Source organism: Coxiella-like endosymbiont, from assembly GCF_030643785.1.
Lineage (GTDB): Bacteria > Pseudomonadota > Gammaproteobacteria > Coxiellales > Coxiellaceae > Coxiella.
Genome location: NZ_CP094378.1, coordinates 1142343 through 1159386 on the forward strand (window position 1 = coordinate 1142343; position 17044 = coordinate 1159386).

Genomic DNA, 17044 nt, shown 5'->3' on the forward strand with positions numbered 1-17044 from the left:
TATTTTTATAATTCATTGTATTATAATTATTGTATTATAATTCATTGTATTAATTTCGATTATTTTAATAAGGTTATTTTAATAGGTTTATTTTTGACCCAAACCAAACACATTGTTTAGAACCTTATTTAGAACCTTATTTAGAACCTTCACAGATTCACTATTTTAATTTTCTTATGGGGGGAGGTACCAGCACTTCGCGGGTTCCATTATTTTCCATGGAGCTAACTACACCGGCTGTTTCCATGGCTTCCACGATTCGAGCAGCTCGATTATACCCAATCTTAAAGCGGCGTTGAATACTCGACACAGAAATCCGCCGAGACCGAATAACGGCCTCTACCGCTTGGTCATAAAGGAGATCTGGCTCGCCTTCCTCGAATCCAACCCCTAGAGCGGCTTCCGTAAATCCGCTTAAGTCCTGAGCCGTCATTTCATCGAGAATTCCTTCTACATAATTGGCTTCGCTGCTCTTCTTCAAATATTTCGCTACGCGATGCACCTCTTCATCCTTGACATAAGGGCCATGGACTCGAACCGGGACTCCCGTACCTGGGGCTAAGTAAAGCAAATCTCCATGGCCCAATAGTTGTTCTGCTCCTTGTTGATCCAAAATGGTCCGCGAATCGATTTTGGAAGAAACTTGGAAAGCAATACGGGTGGGAATATTAGCCTTTATTAAACCTGTAATCACATCTACAGAGGGTCGTTGAGTAGCAAAAATTAAATGAATCCCTGATGCGCGAGCTTTTTGCGCGAGACGAACAATGAGATTTTCGACTTTTTTGCCCACTACTACCATCATATCCGCAAATTCGTCCGCAATCACTACAATCTGTGGCAACTCTTGGAGCTCTGGTAGCTCCCCTTCTTTATTGGTTTGCAGTGGGTCTTCTAGCAAAGGCACTCCGGCTTCACTCGCCTCTCGCACTTTAGCATTGTAGCCCAGGATATTACGCACTCCCAACAAAGCCATGAGACGATAACGCCGCTCCATTTCGGCCACACACCAACGTAACACTGAAGCTGCATCTTTCATGTCAGTCACTACGGGAGTGAGCAAGTGGGGGATCCCTTCATAAACAGAAAGTTCCAGCATCTTGGGATCAATAAGGATGAGGCGTAAGTGTTTCGGAGTAGCTTTATAAAGAAGGCTTAACAACATGGCATTCAAACTAACGGATTTACCGGAACCCGTTGTGCCTGCTACTAACAAATGAGGCATTTTTGCTAAATCAACGATGACCGGGTGACCTCCGATATCTTTCCCTAATGCCAACGTTAAACTGGATCGCGCATTTTGATACTGCTTGGTGGCTAAAACTTCATACAATGGCACTACCTCCCGAACCTTATTAGGGAGCTCAATGCCAATAGCGGATTTACCCGGAATGACTTCAACCACTCGCACACTGATCACCGATAAAGAACGAGCTAAATCTTTCACTAAGTTAGTTACCCGACTTACCTTAGTCCCAGCAGCCAGCTTTAACTCAAAACGAGTTACCACAGGCCCCGGATGGACAGCCACCACCTGAGACTGAACTCCAAAGTCTGCTAAACGCAATTCCAATTCTTTAGACCTTTGTTGTAATTCCTCTTCAGAATAAGAGGCTTCATGATCCTTAACAGGTTTATCCAGCAAAGAAAGATCTGGAATGATCTCAGAACCTTTAAATCGAGGTACTTTAAACTCTGTATCCACAATTTCCAATTTGGGACGTTTAGCGATTTTTGGTTTGCTATTCATTTCCTGCGGTTCTAGAATGAATATCGGCTCTACCCGTTTAATTTGAGGAATAGCGACCGATACCTCTTGATTTCTGAGGGAGGGGATGGGAAATAAATATTTCCATGAAATTACTCGCAACTGTTCTTTTGTTAACTTTGCGAGCTTCATTAAAACTCCACCCAAAAATTCCAAAAACTGAAACCAAGATAAGCTGGTGAATAAAGTGATTCCAATCATTAGGAAAGCAAATAAAATTAATGTGGTTCCTACCCTGTTACAAATAGGCAATAATGTTCCAGCCACCACAGTGCCAAGTATCCCACCTGCATTAAACGGAAGATGAGAGGGTGAAAAAGACAAATGAATAACAGCCAACCCTGTACCTGCTAATAACAGCAATAAAAATCCCATAGAACGTAAAAGAACCAAAGACCATATTATGAGAGATTCAGTCCGTTGTTCATGTCGATTTCGGAAGAAAATCCATCCAGCAAAGGAAAGCATGAAAGGAAAAAGATAAGCCAAGTATCCAGCCGTGTATAAAAGAAAATCAGAAATCCACGCCCCTATTTCTCCTGTAACATTAGCCACTTTTTTAATTGCTACGCTATGCGACCAACTAGGATCTGAGGGGTGATAACTCACTAGGGCAAGAAGAAGGAAAACGGAAAATGCGAGCACTAAAATAAAACATTCTTCGCGCAAACGATAGCGCAAATTCATTCTAGAATTGATCTTCGTTTCCTTTTCTAATTTTTTGCGCTTTTTACCTCGCTTCATCAGAACTCCTTCACCTACGTCGATGAGAATGCAATTAGAACTGGGAAGGAAAAAATCTCAGTTCTAATCGAACCTGTCATTAAATAAACACTAGAACTGCTGGATAATTGCGATTAATATTATAGCCTAAATAATTCTAACAAACACCTAAATCAGATAAAATCATGAATAACCAACAACACTATTCTCTTATCATTCTAGGCTCCGGTCCCGCCGGCTATACTGCAGCGATCTATGCCGCCCGCGCTAATCTCAAACCTATTATGATCACGGGAATTGAACAAGGCGGGCAATTAATGACTAGCACAGATGTGGATAATTGGCCTGGCGAAGCACCGGGATTGCAAGGTCCTCAACTTATGAAGAGGATGCAGAAACATGCAGAACGTATTGATACCAAAATAATTTTTGACCACATTCGTGAAGCAAATTTAAAAGTGCGGCCTTTTGTTCTCAATGGTGATAGCGGCACTTACACTTGCAATGCTTTAATCATAGCTACAGGAGCTTCCACCCGATATTTGGAACTACCTTCGGAAAAGGTTTATATAGGCAAAGGAGTTTCGGTATGTGCTACCTGTGACGGTTTCTTTTATCGCGGGAAAAAAGTCGCTGTCGTAGGGGGCGGAAATACAGCTGTAGAGGAAGCTCTTTACCTCTTCCATATCGCTTCTCATGTGACACTCATTCATCGTCGGGATAAATTACGTGCCGAAAAAATGCTTACTGCGCAATTGATGAAAAAAGTGGAGGATGGAAATATCAAAATTGAATGGAACCACGTAGTTGACGAAGTCCTCGGCAATGGTCAAGGCGTAACCAGCGTTCGTCTTAAAAATGTTCGAGATGAGACAACCCAAGAACTCCGCATCGATGGTTTGTTTATCGCCATTGGTCATGACCCTAATACAAAAATCTTTAAGGACCAACTCGATATGAATGAGGCAGGTTACCTACGCGCCAAATCCGGTTTAGAAGGCAACGTTACCGCCACCAACATTCCGGGTGTATTTGCGGCGGGCGACGTTACCGACCACGTATATCGCCAAGCCATCACCGCCGCAGGGATGGGTTGTATGGCGGCTCTGGATGCAGAGCGCTATTTGAATAGCTTATTTACAGGTGACTACTTCCCACAAACCTCATTAACGAGCTCATGAAGATCACATGAAGATCATAAGTAAGAGGGTTTAATCGCGTTTTCTTAATTACTACTCGAGCTAAACCTCGAGCTAAACGCCTCAAAAAGCAAGACCTGTTTCGGGGTAAAACCAATAATATAAAGTTATCAGCGCTTTTTATGCTCATTAACAAAATATCCTCGTTCTTAACAACTGCTTCGGCAACCTTCCTCTCATCTCCATAATCTAAAAAAATAGTTTTCTCAACTCGAATTTTTTGCCAGATCTGTTCAGCCAGGTCTTTCTCTTCACCATCCAAGATGATAATAACGAAGCAGAGTTAGCTTTGCTAAATGAAAGATTAACACTTTGACTTTCTTGGATTTAAAATCCTATTGATTAAAGAGACTATTTCAGGCATTATTACTTTTTTTAAACAGAATCAAGTTTTATGCCAAAAGAAGAATCTATTGAAATGAAAGGGGTGGTGATTGATTCGCTGCCTAACACAACTTTTAGAGTTAAGCTTGAAAATGGTCATGTCGTCACGGCCCATATTTCGGGGCGGATGCGCAAACACTATATTCGCATTTTAACGGGTGACGAAGTGATCGTAGAATTAACTCCTTACGATTTAAGTCGGGGCCGAATTGTATATCGTGAAGCAGGAAGGAAATCTGCTCAATCAGAAGATATAGTCCCCCTGTAAATTATTCACTAAATGTTGAATAGCCAGATGACCTCCCACTACGTCGACTATAATGCTAATATTCAATCTCATACCTTTTTCTTTTTTCTTTCAGCTGACCACACAATTCACGAATAAATTTATCAACAATCTTAAGTATTGTGACATTATCCAAGTAATTAAATTGAATAATTATTGCATCCAATCGATTATTAAGCTCAAACTTTCTTGATCTATATCTTGATCGGCAAAAACAATCGTTCTACGCTCCAACTGCTGGGCACCGGCATTAGTTGTCATAACAATAATGACATGACGAAAATCAGCTTTTCGCCAATTATTATCGGTCAGATAACTATAATCCATTACTTGCAAAAAATATTGCAAACGTCTGGATGCACTTTTTCGATTTCATCCATCAGAAAAACAGCATGAGGTTGTTTTTTCGGATAGCCTTAGTAAGAAGCAAACCTTCTTGATCATACCCAACCAACGTAACGTAGCCAGAGGGGGATGGCCAATTAAACGAGAGACCGTATGATGTTCCATATATTCCGACATATCAAATTGAATTAACTCAATCCCCAATGCACTTTCTAGTTGACAAATGACTTTAGTTTTACCTACTCCTGTATAGGAACGCGACCCTGCTAACAAAAATGATCCTACGGGTTTATCAGCATTATTTAACCCGCATGCAATAATTTAACAACGTTACACAGAGCTTCCACCGTTTTATACTTTGCCCAAAAACTACTTTTTAGGTTACTTAGCTAATTCCAGTGACAATTCTTTATTGGTTTGAGCAATATTATAAATAGGGATCTGTGCCATGTTGATAATAATCGCTTCAATTTCTTTGGTACTTATCAAAGTCTTTAGTCGATGATGTCGATGATATCGATTGCCTTATCTGGCAATTGTCGATCGGAAATATAACGGTCGGAAATATAACGGGCCGATAATTCAACAGCCCGTTTCAAAGCATCCGCAGTATCCTAATTAACGACGAGAAAACTCTTTTGAAAATTGAAGAAGTCATTCAAACATCAGATAAACAAACATCGGATGAACTCTCCAAAACAAACTTAATGCTTTAAAAGAACATGCCACGAGACCGAAACCCGATTTTAAAGACGGTGGTGGATATTCAAACATTAGAAGCTATATTTATCTGCTAATTTTCCGACGAGAAGAGATTAAAATAAGTATTAACCAATAGCCCGAAAACAGATAAGCAAATTCAAGCCTATGCCCAGGAATTAAGACTATCTCGTACTGTAGAAATGGCTATTACCACCGCTAGTCATAAATCTATAAGCTCAACTCCCAGAACTTAATTCTCTTTGACTCTCCTCCAACCACCCCTCCACCATTTTGGCAAGAGGTGGTAGGCCGCCCTTACATATGTTCGATAATTTTCTTGCCAAACTGGGACGTACTAATCTCGTGAGCATCATCCATCAAACGAGCAAAATCGTAGGTTACCGTTTTACACTCAATGGCACCTTCAATGCCCTTAATAACCAGATCTGCTCCTTTTTTCCAACCGAGGTAACGTAGCATCATTTCAGCGGACAAAATGAGAGAACCCGGATTGACTTTATCTTGTCTTGCATATTTAGGTGCGGTACCATGGGTCGCTTCAAATAAACCAATGGTATCGCTTAAGTTAGCACCGGGAGCAATACCAATTCCACCGACTTCTGCTGATAAAGCATCCGAAATATAATCACCATTCAAATTAAGGGTAGCGATAACACTATATTCGGAGGGTCGTAGAAGAATTTGCTGTAAAAAAGCATCAGCAATTACGTCCTTAATAATTATGGTTTCACTGGACTTTGGATTTTTAAACGAATGCCAAGGGCTACCATCCAATGGTTTTGCACCAAATTCTTTAATGGCCACCTCATAGCCCCAATCTTTGAAGGCACCTTCCGTAAATTTCATAATATTGCCTTTGTGAACAAAGGTTACGGAATCGCTATTGTTATCGATGGCATATTGAATCGCTCGACGTATGAGCCGAGTGCTTCCTTCTTTAGAAACAGGCTTAATCCCAACACCTGTCATTTTTGGAAAACGGATTTTCTTTACCCCCATTTCTTTTTGTAAAAAATCGATAAGTTTAATGGCTTCTGGGCTTCCTGCCTTCCATTCAATGCCCGCATAAATATCTTCTGAATTTTCTCTAAAAATAACCATATCCACTTTTTCAGGCGCCTTCACCGGGCTTGGCACACCTTTGAAATAACGCACAGGACGAAGACAGACATAGAGATCCAAATTTTGACGAAGCGCTACATTTAACGAACGAATCCCTACGCCGACAGGCGTGGTAAGAGGACCTTTAATAGCTACCTGATACGTTTTAATCGCTTCCAAAGTTTCATCGGGCAGCCAAATGTCTTTTCCATACACTTTGGTCGCTTTCTCACCCGCATAAACTTCCATCCATGCCAACTTGTGCTTTCCCTTATAGGCCTTCTCTACGGCTACATCGATAACATTTTTCATTACTGGCGTAATATCTACCCCAATGCCATCTCCTTCTATATAGGGAATAATCGGTTGGTTCGGTATACTTAAACTACCTTCATTGTTAACCGTAATCTTTTCACCTTGAGCGGGAATGCGAATATGTTGATACGTCAAAAGTATCTCCTAGCTATTATCTAGCTTTTTATTATCTAGCTATTATTATGGTATGTAGCTTAACTAAGGACTTCTATGAAATCAACATTGGATCACCATAACTAAAAAATTGATATTCTCTCTTAAACTACCTCTTGGTAAGAGATTCCATTATTAATTCATAACTATCAAAAGCACAGACCAGCATCAACAAAGTAGATTTTAGCAATTGAAAATTGGTTAACAACATATCCACGCAATTAAATTTTAAATCCAGGGTAAATAAATAAATCAGTCTCCCACTTTATTAAGGTTGGCATTCTCCACTTCTGGCAGCTGTCTCTAAAGAGCGCATAACTGTCATCCCGATGGCAATTACCCAACCGTTGTTTTCATGACACAACTTGATAGCCTCACCACATACGGAGGGAGAAACTTCCATCCATTCGCTATATATCCAATGCTCACACATTCCCGCTCTGGGTGCTTTATCTGGGTGGGTGCTTTGCTCGCTCGTATATGAGCCAAAAATCGGTTGACGATAAAAAAATACGTTCAATAAGACATTCTAATTTTCCTCCTGTTTCTTTATAACCTAACAATCAAGCAGGAATGACTTTGATATCGTTCAAAACAATTAAATTGTTTAATTCCACAAAGTTAACAAAGATGAGAGATCGTTTGTTGACTGAGATCAATGCATAACAATCAGCTAGCAGATCGTTTCGGCAAAGGCTGTTGCGCAATTAATTGCTGGGCAAATAATAATCAAAATCACTGGCTTTCCAAAATTTTTTCATGATTGTTTATTGTACAAAGCTTAGAAGCGCATTTCAATTCAATCATTAACTAGTTAAAAATACATATAATATATTCTATACTGACTACTGTCAGATAATCTAAAAAGAATTCCTGTAGTTCGGGAAAAGATTATTATTTATTCTTATTTTATTTAATATCAGCCATTGTCTTTATAGCAATTTTTATTAAGGATATTTTGAAAGGGCAAATTCCAAAAAAATGTAAAAGATATAAAAAACTCTGGCAAGAAGCGAATCCGCATCGTTTTGTTACAATGCCTAAAGAAACCTATCGAGTCAGCAGTCATTCTAAAAATGAGAGAAAATAAGCATGTCAATACAAACCGTTAACCCGAGTACTGCGAAAGTACTCAAAGAATATGAAGAAATGTCCGATCAAAAAATTGAAGAAATTATTGATGAAGTAGATGAGGCTTAAGAAAATTGGCATATAGTCGAAAGTTGGCATACAGTTAGTTTTACAGAGCGTAGAGAAAAATTACACCGGATTCCTGAATTATTACGTGCAGATAAAAGAGATTACGTGAAATTAATGGCGAAAGAAATGGGTAAAAGCCAATTACCGCCAGCGAAGCGGAAGTTGAAAAATTCGTCTGGATTTACGATTACTATGCTGAACAGTCTGAAGAATTTCTAAAACCTCGAATTGTAAACACTGAATCGAAAAAAAGTACGTTACTTATTAACCAAGCGGGCCTATTTTTTTGCCATAATTTCTTGGAATTTTCCCATGTGGCACAAGTATTCGGATTCACAGCTCCCCTAATTTAATGGAGGGACACATTTTTGTTAAAACACGCATCGATTTCGACAGGGAGACAAGCCCTTGCTATTAAGAAACTAATGCAATCTACTAAATTGCCTCCTAATATTTTCTGAGCTCTGGTTATTGACGTTAAAAAACTTCCTAAGTTATTTCTAATCCCAAAGTTGTGCTGCGGGTAAACTTTAACAGGTAGCGAAGGAGCTGATAAAGCCGTTACAAAAACGGCAGGAGCGTCTCTAAAAGTGCGTATTAGAATTAGGAGGCAGTGACGCATACTTAATTTTAGAAGACGCCGACTTAGAACACAAGCTGCAGAAGTTTGTGTAACTGCGAGACTGATTAATTCCGGACAATCCTGCATCGCTTCAAAGCAGTTAATTATTTAATTATTGTAGATACCGTTTATGACGACTTCAAAGATCTCGTCTTCGAAAAAATGAAATCCTATCTAATGGGTGATCCTTTAAAACAAAAAACCTATCTTGGTCCCCTCGCCCGTTCTGATTTACGGGATAATGTACATCAACAAATTCATGATTTCCTTGAAAAGGGCACCATATTAGCAGCAGAAGGAGAAATTCCCGAAAGTAAAGGCGCTTCTATTATTCTCCTATACTGTTATCAGGAGTGAATCCAGGCCAACGAGCGTTTTTTAATGAAGAAATTTTTAGGCCTGTAATTGCGCTTATTCGCGCTAAAGATGAAGAAGAAGCAATTGAATTAGCTAACGATTCAAAATTTGGTCCTCGGCTGCCGTTTTTACAAAAAATATCACACGAGGCGAGAATATCCCCGCTCGAAGACTTCAGGCTGGTATGTGGTATGCTATCATCAGCCTGCCTTTTGGGGAGGCACATCAAAAATTCTGGGTTATAGGATAGGAGAAGAAGGAATTCAAGAATTTATGAATGCAAAAACTACAATTATGGGTTAATATTCCCTTTTTAATTAGAAAATTATTTTTTATCGCAATTATTTCTGAAGTAATCGGCACCTCTGCTCTTAAAGCTTCTTAGGGTTTTGCTAAATTCGGCCCGTCTATTATTGTAATCATTGGTTACGGAATAACATTTTATTTTTTATCATTAACATTAACATTAACATTAAAAAGTATACCGTTAGACCTTGCTTATCCTATCTGGAATGGACTAGGAATAATGCTTATTTCACTTATTGGGTGGATTATTTTCCGAAAGCATTTTGATGCTTTCGCAATAATAGGGTTATTTTTAATTATGGTTGGAGTCATAATTATTAATCTCTTTTCAAAATCAGTGTATTAACATATTGAAATAAAGTTTAATTTATTTCCCTACACTTTCCTTCACCTTGAGCCGTTTCTCATGATTTTGAATTTTCATTTTAGAGAGACAACCCAATATCAATACAAATTAAAATGTTCTTCAGAACAAATTTGAGAAGTAATTTGCGATCCATAAGGAATCTCTGGAAAGTCTATATTAGTGCACAAACAATGCTGTAAAAAACTATCAGTAACAATAGATTATAAAAACAGATACAGACGAGTATAAATAAGTTAATGGCGAAGAGGGTGTCTATCGAATTACAACAATATCTTATAGATTATTATCAATTTGAAAAAAATCAAATTTAATAAATACCCTTAAAATACCAATTTTTTCGTGGTGGTAAAAAAGTGACATAACAAGTACTAACTGGAAAAACTTTAATAAAATTTAGTCGTTAAGGGAAGAAGCGTTTTATCACCAAAGTTAGTGCTTCGCTTTGTACTCCTTGATCATACAACAGCGGTATTTTTTAAGTTGCAATATTTAACTTTAATTTAATAAAAGGGAAGTAAAATTTTTATTGTAATTGAAATTTTACTTTAACGAGAAAGATGATTATGACGAAAGAAGTTAAACAACGAAATTATTTATCTTTAGAAAAATTGAAAAACGCTGTATCTAAGAAATAAAATAGATTTATAAACATGTAATGCTATAGCAAGTAACATCGTTATTTCTATGACAAATAACGTTCAAGATTTTAGAAAAAGTATGGTTACCATAACCAACAAGATATTTATCCAGCATTAAATGAGTTGATCCAAAAAAACTTTTTTACCGAATGTCATCGGATGCCTATTCTTGATCTTCCTCAAATACCTTGATCAGATACTAATAGAGAATAAGACGCTATATCTATAAAGCTTATTGGACCGCCATTAAATATACCATTATAAATCATAATCGAACTAATACTGACAAAGTACAAATTTTTTTGGAAATCCACACCAGATCAAGGCAAACATTTTTGGTTTCTTTAGAACACCTCCCTGAGCAGAAATTCATAGAAAAAGCTGGGTTGGAAAGATAGTGCACACTGCAGCTCTTGCTGCTTAAAGAGGGCAGTTGATATTGCAATCGAAAAATTTGGCCACATACTTGTCGAATGCGATGAGCACTTTCAATAGCACCTCTTTCTTCGATGCGTTTCAGAGACTGATATAAATGCGAGGCGAATTACTCGAATGACGATTTTGAAGTCATCAAAGAGATTAGAACTAAAATTGGCGGAGAGGGCGGGATTCGAACCCGCGTAGGCCGGTAAAAGCCTCAGCCGATTTCGAGTCGGTGCCGGTATGGCCGCTTCGGTACCCCTCCTAGAAGCGAACCATTCTATAGAAATAGGAACTAGCTAGCAAATTTAGAACTGAGCTAAAACAGTCCATCGCAAAAACGAACACCCGCCGAAAACAAAACGACTAGTTTAAGGGAATTTGTAAACGATGAGCAATTTCTTCGTAGGATTCAACTATCCAAGCCTAGATCCTTACAAAATCGATCTTTATCCAGGGGTTTTTTGTTTTTGCGTCCCAGATACGGAAGGAATCGAGGGCTTATTTCATCGCCCAAATAAACTTCACCATCACTAACACCAAATTCATACTTCGCATCTACCAAAATCAAATTAGCATTTGAGAATAAGGCAAAAAGCACCTTATTAATTTTCAACGACAGTGCTTTAATATGATCAAGTTGTGCCTGAGCCCAATCCCACCTACCCGAAAATTAAAATATGATTCTCATTGATCATGGGGTCGTGTAGTAAGGCATCGTTCTTTAAAAATAATTCATACAGAGACGGGTTTAATCGCAGTCCATTTTCAACACCCAAACGACGACATAAGCTGCCGACAGTAATATTTTACGTACAACGCATTCGAGAGAAATCATTTTAAGGCGATGAACAATGGATTCATTAGATGCAATTAGGCTTTCAAATTTCAAAATCGATAGGAATGCGAGAATCTTTTAACACCTGGATGATATGCGCATTAATTTTATTATTAACTTCCATTTTTGGCTAATTTTAGTGTTTTCCGCCATCAAACGCTGTGGTATCATTACGAAATTCTGCAATTAAAAATTCCGGATTATCCGTCTCATACATGAATTTAACTTTACCACTATAAAGTAATCTTTGTTTTATTAAATTCATCTTTTATTGCTTTAAACCACTTTTTGTTGAATATCTGATAATACCCGTTGGGCTACATCCTTCGCTACAGGTTGGTTATTTTTATTTAACAAAACTACTTGTGTTTGGTGCCCTTGAGGCTTCAGATAAATTCGATAAATTGGAGTCGCTTTAGTAATTTTATTATTCGTACTTTTGATATCTAAAATATAAAAAGAGCTTAACATGCTGTCTTGGTCCAGTATCTGGTAAGAAGTTTTTTGTAAGGCACGCCCTATCTTCATCCAAGCCTGACTAATATTGTTAGACATAATTAAACCGGGTTGTTCATCAATAGAAGGTTGCATCACAACTAGCTTTTTTGGCTGACAGGTGATGATTGTAATTGACTTTGGTTTTGAAACCGCTCTAAATTTCTGCCCAGTGGAAGTTGCGAAGTTGTTTGCGTTACGGAAGGTGCATTCGGAACTAGATAATAATTCTGTCCTTTTCTTATACGCGTATTTGCAGATACAGCCAGAGAGGCAATTCTTCGAAAATGAATAATATAATCTTGGGAATACTTTACACAGCCCCTTAAAAATACAAGCGTTGCTATTGTCGTTAATAATGCTGTATATCGCATAGCAGTTACTCCATCACAAATTTTTGATACCTACTCGATGCATCGCCTCTCGCATTTCGTTATGGTATTTTTCATTAAAAGGTGTTAAAGGCAAACGAATGCCTTCAGGAATCATTCCCATTTGAGATAATGCCCATTTAATGGGGATAGGGTTGGATTCAACAAAGAGTAGTTTATATAAAGACGACAATTCGTCATTGTATTTTTTTGCGAGGTCTATCTTACCGGAAATCGCTGCCACACATAAAGCGTGCAATTGCTTCGGCAAAATATTCGCAATTACCGAAATCATACCTTTACCACCTGCCAATATAAAGTCCATTGCGGTATTATCATCTCCACTGAATAAATCTAATCGATTATCCTCTTGTAATAATCGCTTAATCCGTCCGATATCTCCTGTCGCTTCTTTAATGCCAATTATATTGGTACAACATTCCGCTAACTGGAGTATTGTTTCGGGCAAGAGATCACAAGCGGTTCGGGAAGGCACATTATAAAGTATTTGAGGAACAGGTACAGCCTCTGCAATCGCCTGAAAATGTTGGAAAAGCCCTTCTTGAGTAGGTTTATTGTAATAAGGGGTGACTATTAATGCAGCATCAGCACCGGATTCCATTGCATGTTGAGTTAGCTCTATGGTATGGGAAGTTGAATTAGAACCCGTACCCAAAATCACTGGAATTTCTTCATTAACTTGATCAACTATTTGGCGAATGATTTTTGCTCGTTCTTCAAAAGTGATTGTTGGTGCTTCACCAGTCGAACCTAGAACAACCAATCCATCAGTGTCGTTGGCCAAGTGCCAATAAATCAGCTTTTCCAAACCCTTATAATCGATTTTCCCATCTGGCTTCATAGGTGTGACAACGGCAACTAAGCTTCCACTGAACATTAATTTTATCCCCTTTTCCACTAATTCTATGTTAATTGTTGTACTAATCGCAATAAATGCGAGCAAGGGGATTTTGTTCAAAATCCCCTTATTTTTTAGTTCAGTACAATGACTTTATCAACAAGTATTACAAGGACAATCCAGTTCTCGACAGGCGGGCTCTTTCTGGGTATTCCTAAATCGGTTTGACAATCACCACACTGAGGTTCTCTACTATAGACTGACTCGAAGTCACGAGGAAAAATTAAGGTATGCTTGAGTACCTCTTCATTTAAAAATTGCTTTAAAAGATCGCTCTTAAATTTAAAATTACTACTTCTAGTAGTGTCACCTTTATTGATGACCTTAACAACAGAACCTTTTGACAAGGAAAAGTTGCAGACATTTTCTCTTGGGAATTTATTGTTGTTTGATTAATTTCTATCACGACGCTATTCGCTTCGTTCTTGAATTCAATAAAAAAATCCTTTGCAAGAACATTCATTCATCGCCATAAAACAAAGAACTGCTCCCAATACTTCCAATACTACTGAAAAGCTTACTCTAATGATAGCTTACTCTAATGATTCATCCCCTCTTATGAAACTTTTGAAAATTATAATCTAAAATCAATCGATCGTCACGATAGCCGCCCCCTTTAGCTAACGACAATAGCGGGCCTATCCGAGCAGATTTATGAGAAGGCCTCCTTTTGAGTCTGGCCCTCAAAGGCGGGGAGCAGCCAAACAGCATTAAAAAGAATTTCCCGTGCTACTGTGGTGTCAACCACCTTTTGCCAAAGGCGCGGAGACGGAAATTAGTATCAAAATATATTGTTATTCCTTTCTAACACGCTTCTTGAAGCATGTTTCTTGAAGACAGTCGATAAGTGTAGAGCGTCCAGATTTGTGCAGAATAGCCATCGTAATTCCCGATAAATAATCGTGTCAAATTTCAGCAATGATCGACATAAACGATCACCCTCTTTACCTTCAAACAATTTACGCGCAGGCAACTGTGATCGATAATAATAAAAAAATTGTTCACCTTCCTAATTGTTTTAAATAAAATATAAACTAGGTTAGCTTGGTAGGAATCTGTCGTACCAAAGAAACTTAGATTCCTTCTGTTAACCATTGCTCTAACATTTTGCGACTAAAAGAGTCATCCATCTCCCAAGGCAGTTATGTAATCTAAGCGAATGGAGGCTTTATTCGAATGGAGGCTTTAGCTTTATTATTTAATGAGCGTATAAAATAAACAGCAGTATTTAATGTATCTCCCGAAAAGTTCATATGAAAATCGCAATCATTTTGGGAGACCATTTCAATCATGCATTCACCGATACTAGCCACTCAATGTTGAAGTAGAGGGCAACCGTACGTACAACCTCCTAAAATTCGGTTATTATTTATTATGCTATGAATGCTATGATAGATTGCCAATCAATACTGATTATTCTTCTGACTTCTACCCTAATCACTATCGGGATAGGTATTTTGATCTATCTGGCAGTAAAACAACATTATCGCTTGCATCAAACCTTTGGCCAACAGTTATTCACTATTCAGGATCGACTTAAACACGTTGACGAACAATGGAATTTTGTTCAGCTTCTTATTAACCAACAGCAAAAAGAACAAAACGAGCAACGACAGCGATTTGATGAGCATCAAATAAAGAGTTTGAAATTAATTCAAGACAGTCTTGTGCAGAATATGCAAAGCGTTCGCGAACAAGTTGGGGCCACGCTTGCCACTCATGCGAAAAGTTTAGGCGATCGAGTGGACAAACTCACTCACGAAACACAAGAACGACTCAAAGAAATTAGCGGTCACGTGGATCGTAAATTAGCGGAAGGTTTCGAGAAAACAACGACTACATTCACCGATGTCGTTAAGCGATTGACCATTATCGATGAAGCTCAGAAAAAGATCACTGAATTATCGAGCAGTGTGGTGACTTTACAAGAAGTATTATCCGATAAGCGTTCACGCGGTGCTTTCGGCGAAGTGCAATTAACCCATTTAATCAATAATATGCTACCAAAATCCCATTATGCCCTCCAACACACGTTAAGCAACGGCAAACGTTGTGATTGTATTTTATTTTTACCGGAACCGACGGGTAATATCGTCATCGATGCAAAATTTCCCCTCGAAAGCTATCAGCAAATTCATAACACTCATCTGCCAGAAGGAGAACGCATTAACGCCGAAAAAAGTTCCGAACCGACATTAAAAAGCATATTCGAGACATCGCAAATAAATATATTATTTCTGGAGAAACAGCTGATGGTGCTGTAATGTTTATTCCCGCAGAAGCTGTATTTTCTGAAATTCATGCTAGCTACCCTGATTTAGTTGAAAAAGCTCATCAATCTCGTGTATGGTTAGTATCTCCCACAACGATGATGGCAATTTTAACGACTGCCAGAGCTGTTCTTAAAGATGCGGCTACTCGTAAACAAGTGCATATCATTCGAGAACATTTAAACATGCTTAGCAAAGATTTTGATCGTTTTCAAAATCGGATGGATAATTTATCGCGACACATCAATATGGCCCACGAAGGAATCGCAGAAGTGCATAAATCGTCCCAAAAAATTACGGGGCGATTTCATAAAATTGAAAAAGTGGAAATACCCACTCATGTTGATACCCTTAGTCTTGAAGAAGAACTAATATAACTATTCATCTATCTATCGCACCAAAAAGTTCATCAACACAAAACTGAAATTTCTCCAAATTCCCGAGAACTGAATAGTTACGAAATACCATAAAAAAAGCCAGGCATGAAACCTGGCTTTTTTAATAGCGCATTCAGCTTACATATGCTTATGATTGCAACGAACACAATGATGATGGTGATAGCATTTGCAACGATGATGGACAGGACCCAATTTTGTGTTTGGACCTGTTTGATAAACAGGTTGAATCACTGGCATAGATTCCCGTGGAATACAACCGGTTAAAAGAACAAAAGCAGCAGCAACAGCTGAAGCAATGACAACGCCTTTTTTACTCATAATTTTGATCCTTTCAAGTTAGTGAATTAACGCCACGTAAAAATCTTAGGGGTATTTTTGCGGAAATGCAAGGATTGCTATTTACAGTTATTTACATACCATTTTTGCAACTTGTGCGAAAAGATATCAGAAATAGATTCCTGTGTAAAATGTAACACGTCCTGAAATTCGACGAACGCTAAATTAGTTAGGTTATTTTTTGCCCATTGAACGGCGGTTATTGTCGTCATAAAACCGGGTACCGCATATATCATTAATTTCGGTTGTCGAGATTTTTGTAACCAATGCGAATATTTTTTCATTAACTTTACGATAGGTGTCCTTCAGTTTCACCCAAGGGCAAATCCTGAACATACTGCCATAGCGGATTTCGACTTTTTTTGTTAAAAAGGAGCGACGATCTAGGACGATGTAATAAAATAGCTAATTGTTGAACTGGTAATGATAACGTTTTTCAATCCGTTGCTGGATGAACGTGTAATTCAAAAAATGCTAACGCTTTAACATTCTTATTATTACATCTGACAC

Annotated in this window: 15 protein-coding genes, 1 tRNA gene and 5 pseudogenes; 6 read left to right on the plus strand and 15 right to left on the minus strand. The window is 38.2% G+C overall.

What is annotated here, in order from left to right; all coding sequences use genetic code 11:
* Positions 1-160 precede the first annotated feature (160 nt).
* Positions 161-2512, minus strand: a complete 2352-nt coding sequence (locus MRH55_RS05895; protein ID WP_304985294.1) for a DNA translocase FtsK — start codon at positions 2510-2512, stop codon at positions 161-163.
* 164 nt (positions 2513-2676) lie between these two features.
* Here MRH55_RS05895 and trxB point away from each other — a divergent pair, with 164 nt between their 5' ends.
* Positions 2677-3672, plus strand: a complete 996-nt coding sequence (gene trxB / locus MRH55_RS05900) for a thioredoxin-disulfide reductase (RefSeq protein ID WP_304985295.1) — start codon at positions 2677-2679, stop codon at positions 3670-3672.
* On the opposite strand, the gene MRH55_RS05905 is transcribed toward trxB, so the two are convergent.
* Positions 3629-3952: a hypothetical protein gene (locus MRH55_RS05905; RefSeq protein ID WP_304985296.1), complete on the minus strand. Its 324-nt coding sequence runs from the start codon at positions 3950-3952 to the stop codon at positions 3629-3631. The genes trxB and MRH55_RS05905 overlap by 44 nt on opposite strands.
* A 132-nt stretch (positions 3953-4084) precedes the next feature.
* Between MRH55_RS05905 and infA the strand changes: the two genes are divergently transcribed.
* Entirely contained in the window at positions 4085-4342 is a 258-nt protein-coding gene (gene infA, locus MRH55_RS05910; RefSeq protein ID WP_304985297.1) for a translation initiation factor IF-1, read from the plus strand.
* 171 nt (positions 4343-4513) lie between these two features.
* On the opposite strand, the pseudogene MRH55_RS07895 reads toward infA, so the two are convergent.
* The 5 genes and pseudogenes from MRH55_RS07895 to MRH55_RS05930 all read right to left on the minus strand — a co-directional run bounded on the left by MRH55_RS07895 (position 4514) and on the right by MRH55_RS05930 (position 7430).
* Positions 4514-4740 (minus strand): annotated as a pseudogene (locus tag MRH55_RS07895) (AAA family ATPase).
* A complete protein-coding gene (locus MRH55_RS07900; RefSeq protein ID WP_369421090.1) occupies positions 4733-4978 on the minus strand; it encodes an AAA family ATPase in 246 nt (81 codons plus the stop codon). The pseudogene MRH55_RS07895 and the gene MRH55_RS07900 overlap by 8 nt, the downstream one beginning before the upstream one ends.
* 221 nt (positions 4979-5199) lie before the next feature.
* Positions 5200-5304: a hypothetical protein gene (locus tag MRH55_RS05920; RefSeq protein WP_304985298.1), complete on the minus strand. Its 105-nt coding sequence runs from the start codon at positions 5302-5304 to the stop codon at positions 5200-5202.
* Positions 5305-5722: 418 nt separating this feature from the next.
* Positions 5723-6985: an NADP-dependent isocitrate dehydrogenase gene (icd, locus tag MRH55_RS05925; protein ID WP_439647894.1), complete on the minus strand. Its 1263-nt coding sequence runs from the start codon at positions 6983-6985 to the stop codon at positions 5723-5725.
* A gap of 121 nt (positions 6986-7106) precedes the next feature.
* Positions 7107-7430: pseudogene (locus MRH55_RS05930) on the minus strand (S-adenosylmethionine:tRNA ribosyltransferase-isomerase).
* A gap of 1503 nt (positions 7431-8933) precedes the next feature.
* Between MRH55_RS05930 and MRH55_RS05935 the strand changes: the two are divergent.
* The 3 genes and pseudogenes from MRH55_RS05935 (at position 8934) to MRH55_RS05945 (ending at position 9828) form a co-directional block, all read left to right on the plus strand.
* Entirely contained in the window at positions 8934-9176 is a 243-nt protein-coding gene (locus tag MRH55_RS05935) for an aldehyde dehydrogenase family protein (RefSeq protein WP_304986153.1), read from the plus strand.
* Complete coding sequence (locus MRH55_RS05940; protein ID WP_304985300.1) at positions 9173-9421, plus strand: aldehyde dehydrogenase family protein; 249 nt, start codon at positions 9173-9175, stop codon at positions 9419-9421. Before MRH55_RS05935 ends, MRH55_RS05940 begins: the two co-directional genes overlap by 4 nt.
* A gap of 32 nt (positions 9422-9453) precedes the next feature.
* Positions 9454-9828: pseudogene (locus MRH55_RS05945) on the plus strand (DMT family transporter).
* Positions 9829-10752: 924 nt separating this feature from the next.
* On the opposite strand, the gene MRH55_RS08080 reads toward MRH55_RS05945, so the two are convergent.
* The 7 genes and pseudogenes from MRH55_RS08080 to dapA all read right to left on the minus strand — a co-directional run bounded on the left by MRH55_RS08080 (position 10753) and on the right by dapA (position 13509).
* Positions 10753-11007, minus strand: coding sequence for a hypothetical protein (locus MRH55_RS08080; protein WP_439647895.1), 255 nt, complete (start codon positions 11005-11007; stop codon positions 10753-10755).
* A gap of 72 nt (positions 11008-11079) precedes the next feature.
* Positions 11080-11172, minus strand: a tRNA-Ser gene (locus MRH55_RS05950).
* A 147-nt stretch (positions 11173-11319) separates the two neighbouring features.
* Positions 11320-11508, minus strand: coding sequence for a phosphoribosylaminoimidazolesuccinocarboxamide synthase (locus MRH55_RS08085; protein WP_439647896.1), 189 nt, complete (start codon positions 11506-11508; stop codon positions 11320-11322).
* A 61-nt stretch (positions 11509-11569) separates the two neighbouring features.
* Entirely contained in the window at positions 11570-11686 is a 117-nt protein-coding gene (locus tag MRH55_RS08090; RefSeq protein ID WP_439647874.1) for a phosphoribosylaminoimidazolesuccinocarboxamide synthase, read from the minus strand.
* 195 nt (positions 11687-11881) lie between these two features.
* A complete protein-coding gene (locus MRH55_RS08095; RefSeq protein ID WP_439647875.1) occupies positions 11882-12010 on the minus strand; it encodes a phosphoribosylaminoimidazolesuccinocarboxamide synthase in 129 nt (42 codons plus the stop codon).
* An 11-nt stretch (positions 12011-12021) separates the two neighbouring features.
* Positions 12022-12279, minus strand: a pseudogene (locus MRH55_RS05960) (outer membrane protein assembly factor BamC); the annotation flags it as partial.
* A 348-nt stretch (positions 12280-12627) separates the two neighbouring features.
* Entirely contained in the window at positions 12628-13509 is an 882-nt protein-coding gene (gene dapA, locus MRH55_RS05965; RefSeq protein ID WP_304986154.1) for a 4-hydroxy-tetrahydrodipicolinate synthase, read from the minus strand.
* Between the two features lie 1412 nt (positions 13510-14921).
* Here dapA and MRH55_RS05970 point away from each other — a divergent pair.
* Positions 14922-16132: pseudogene (locus MRH55_RS05970) on the plus strand (DNA recombination protein RmuC); the annotation flags it as partial.
* Between the two features lie 183 nt (positions 16133-16315).
* Here MRH55_RS05970 and MRH55_RS05975 read toward each other — a convergent pair.
* On the minus strand, positions 16316-16516 hold the full coding sequence (locus MRH55_RS05975; RefSeq protein WP_304985302.1) for a hypothetical protein: 201 nt from the start codon (positions 16514-16516) through the stop codon (positions 16316-16318).
* Between the last annotated feature and the right edge of the window lie 528 nt (positions 16517-17044).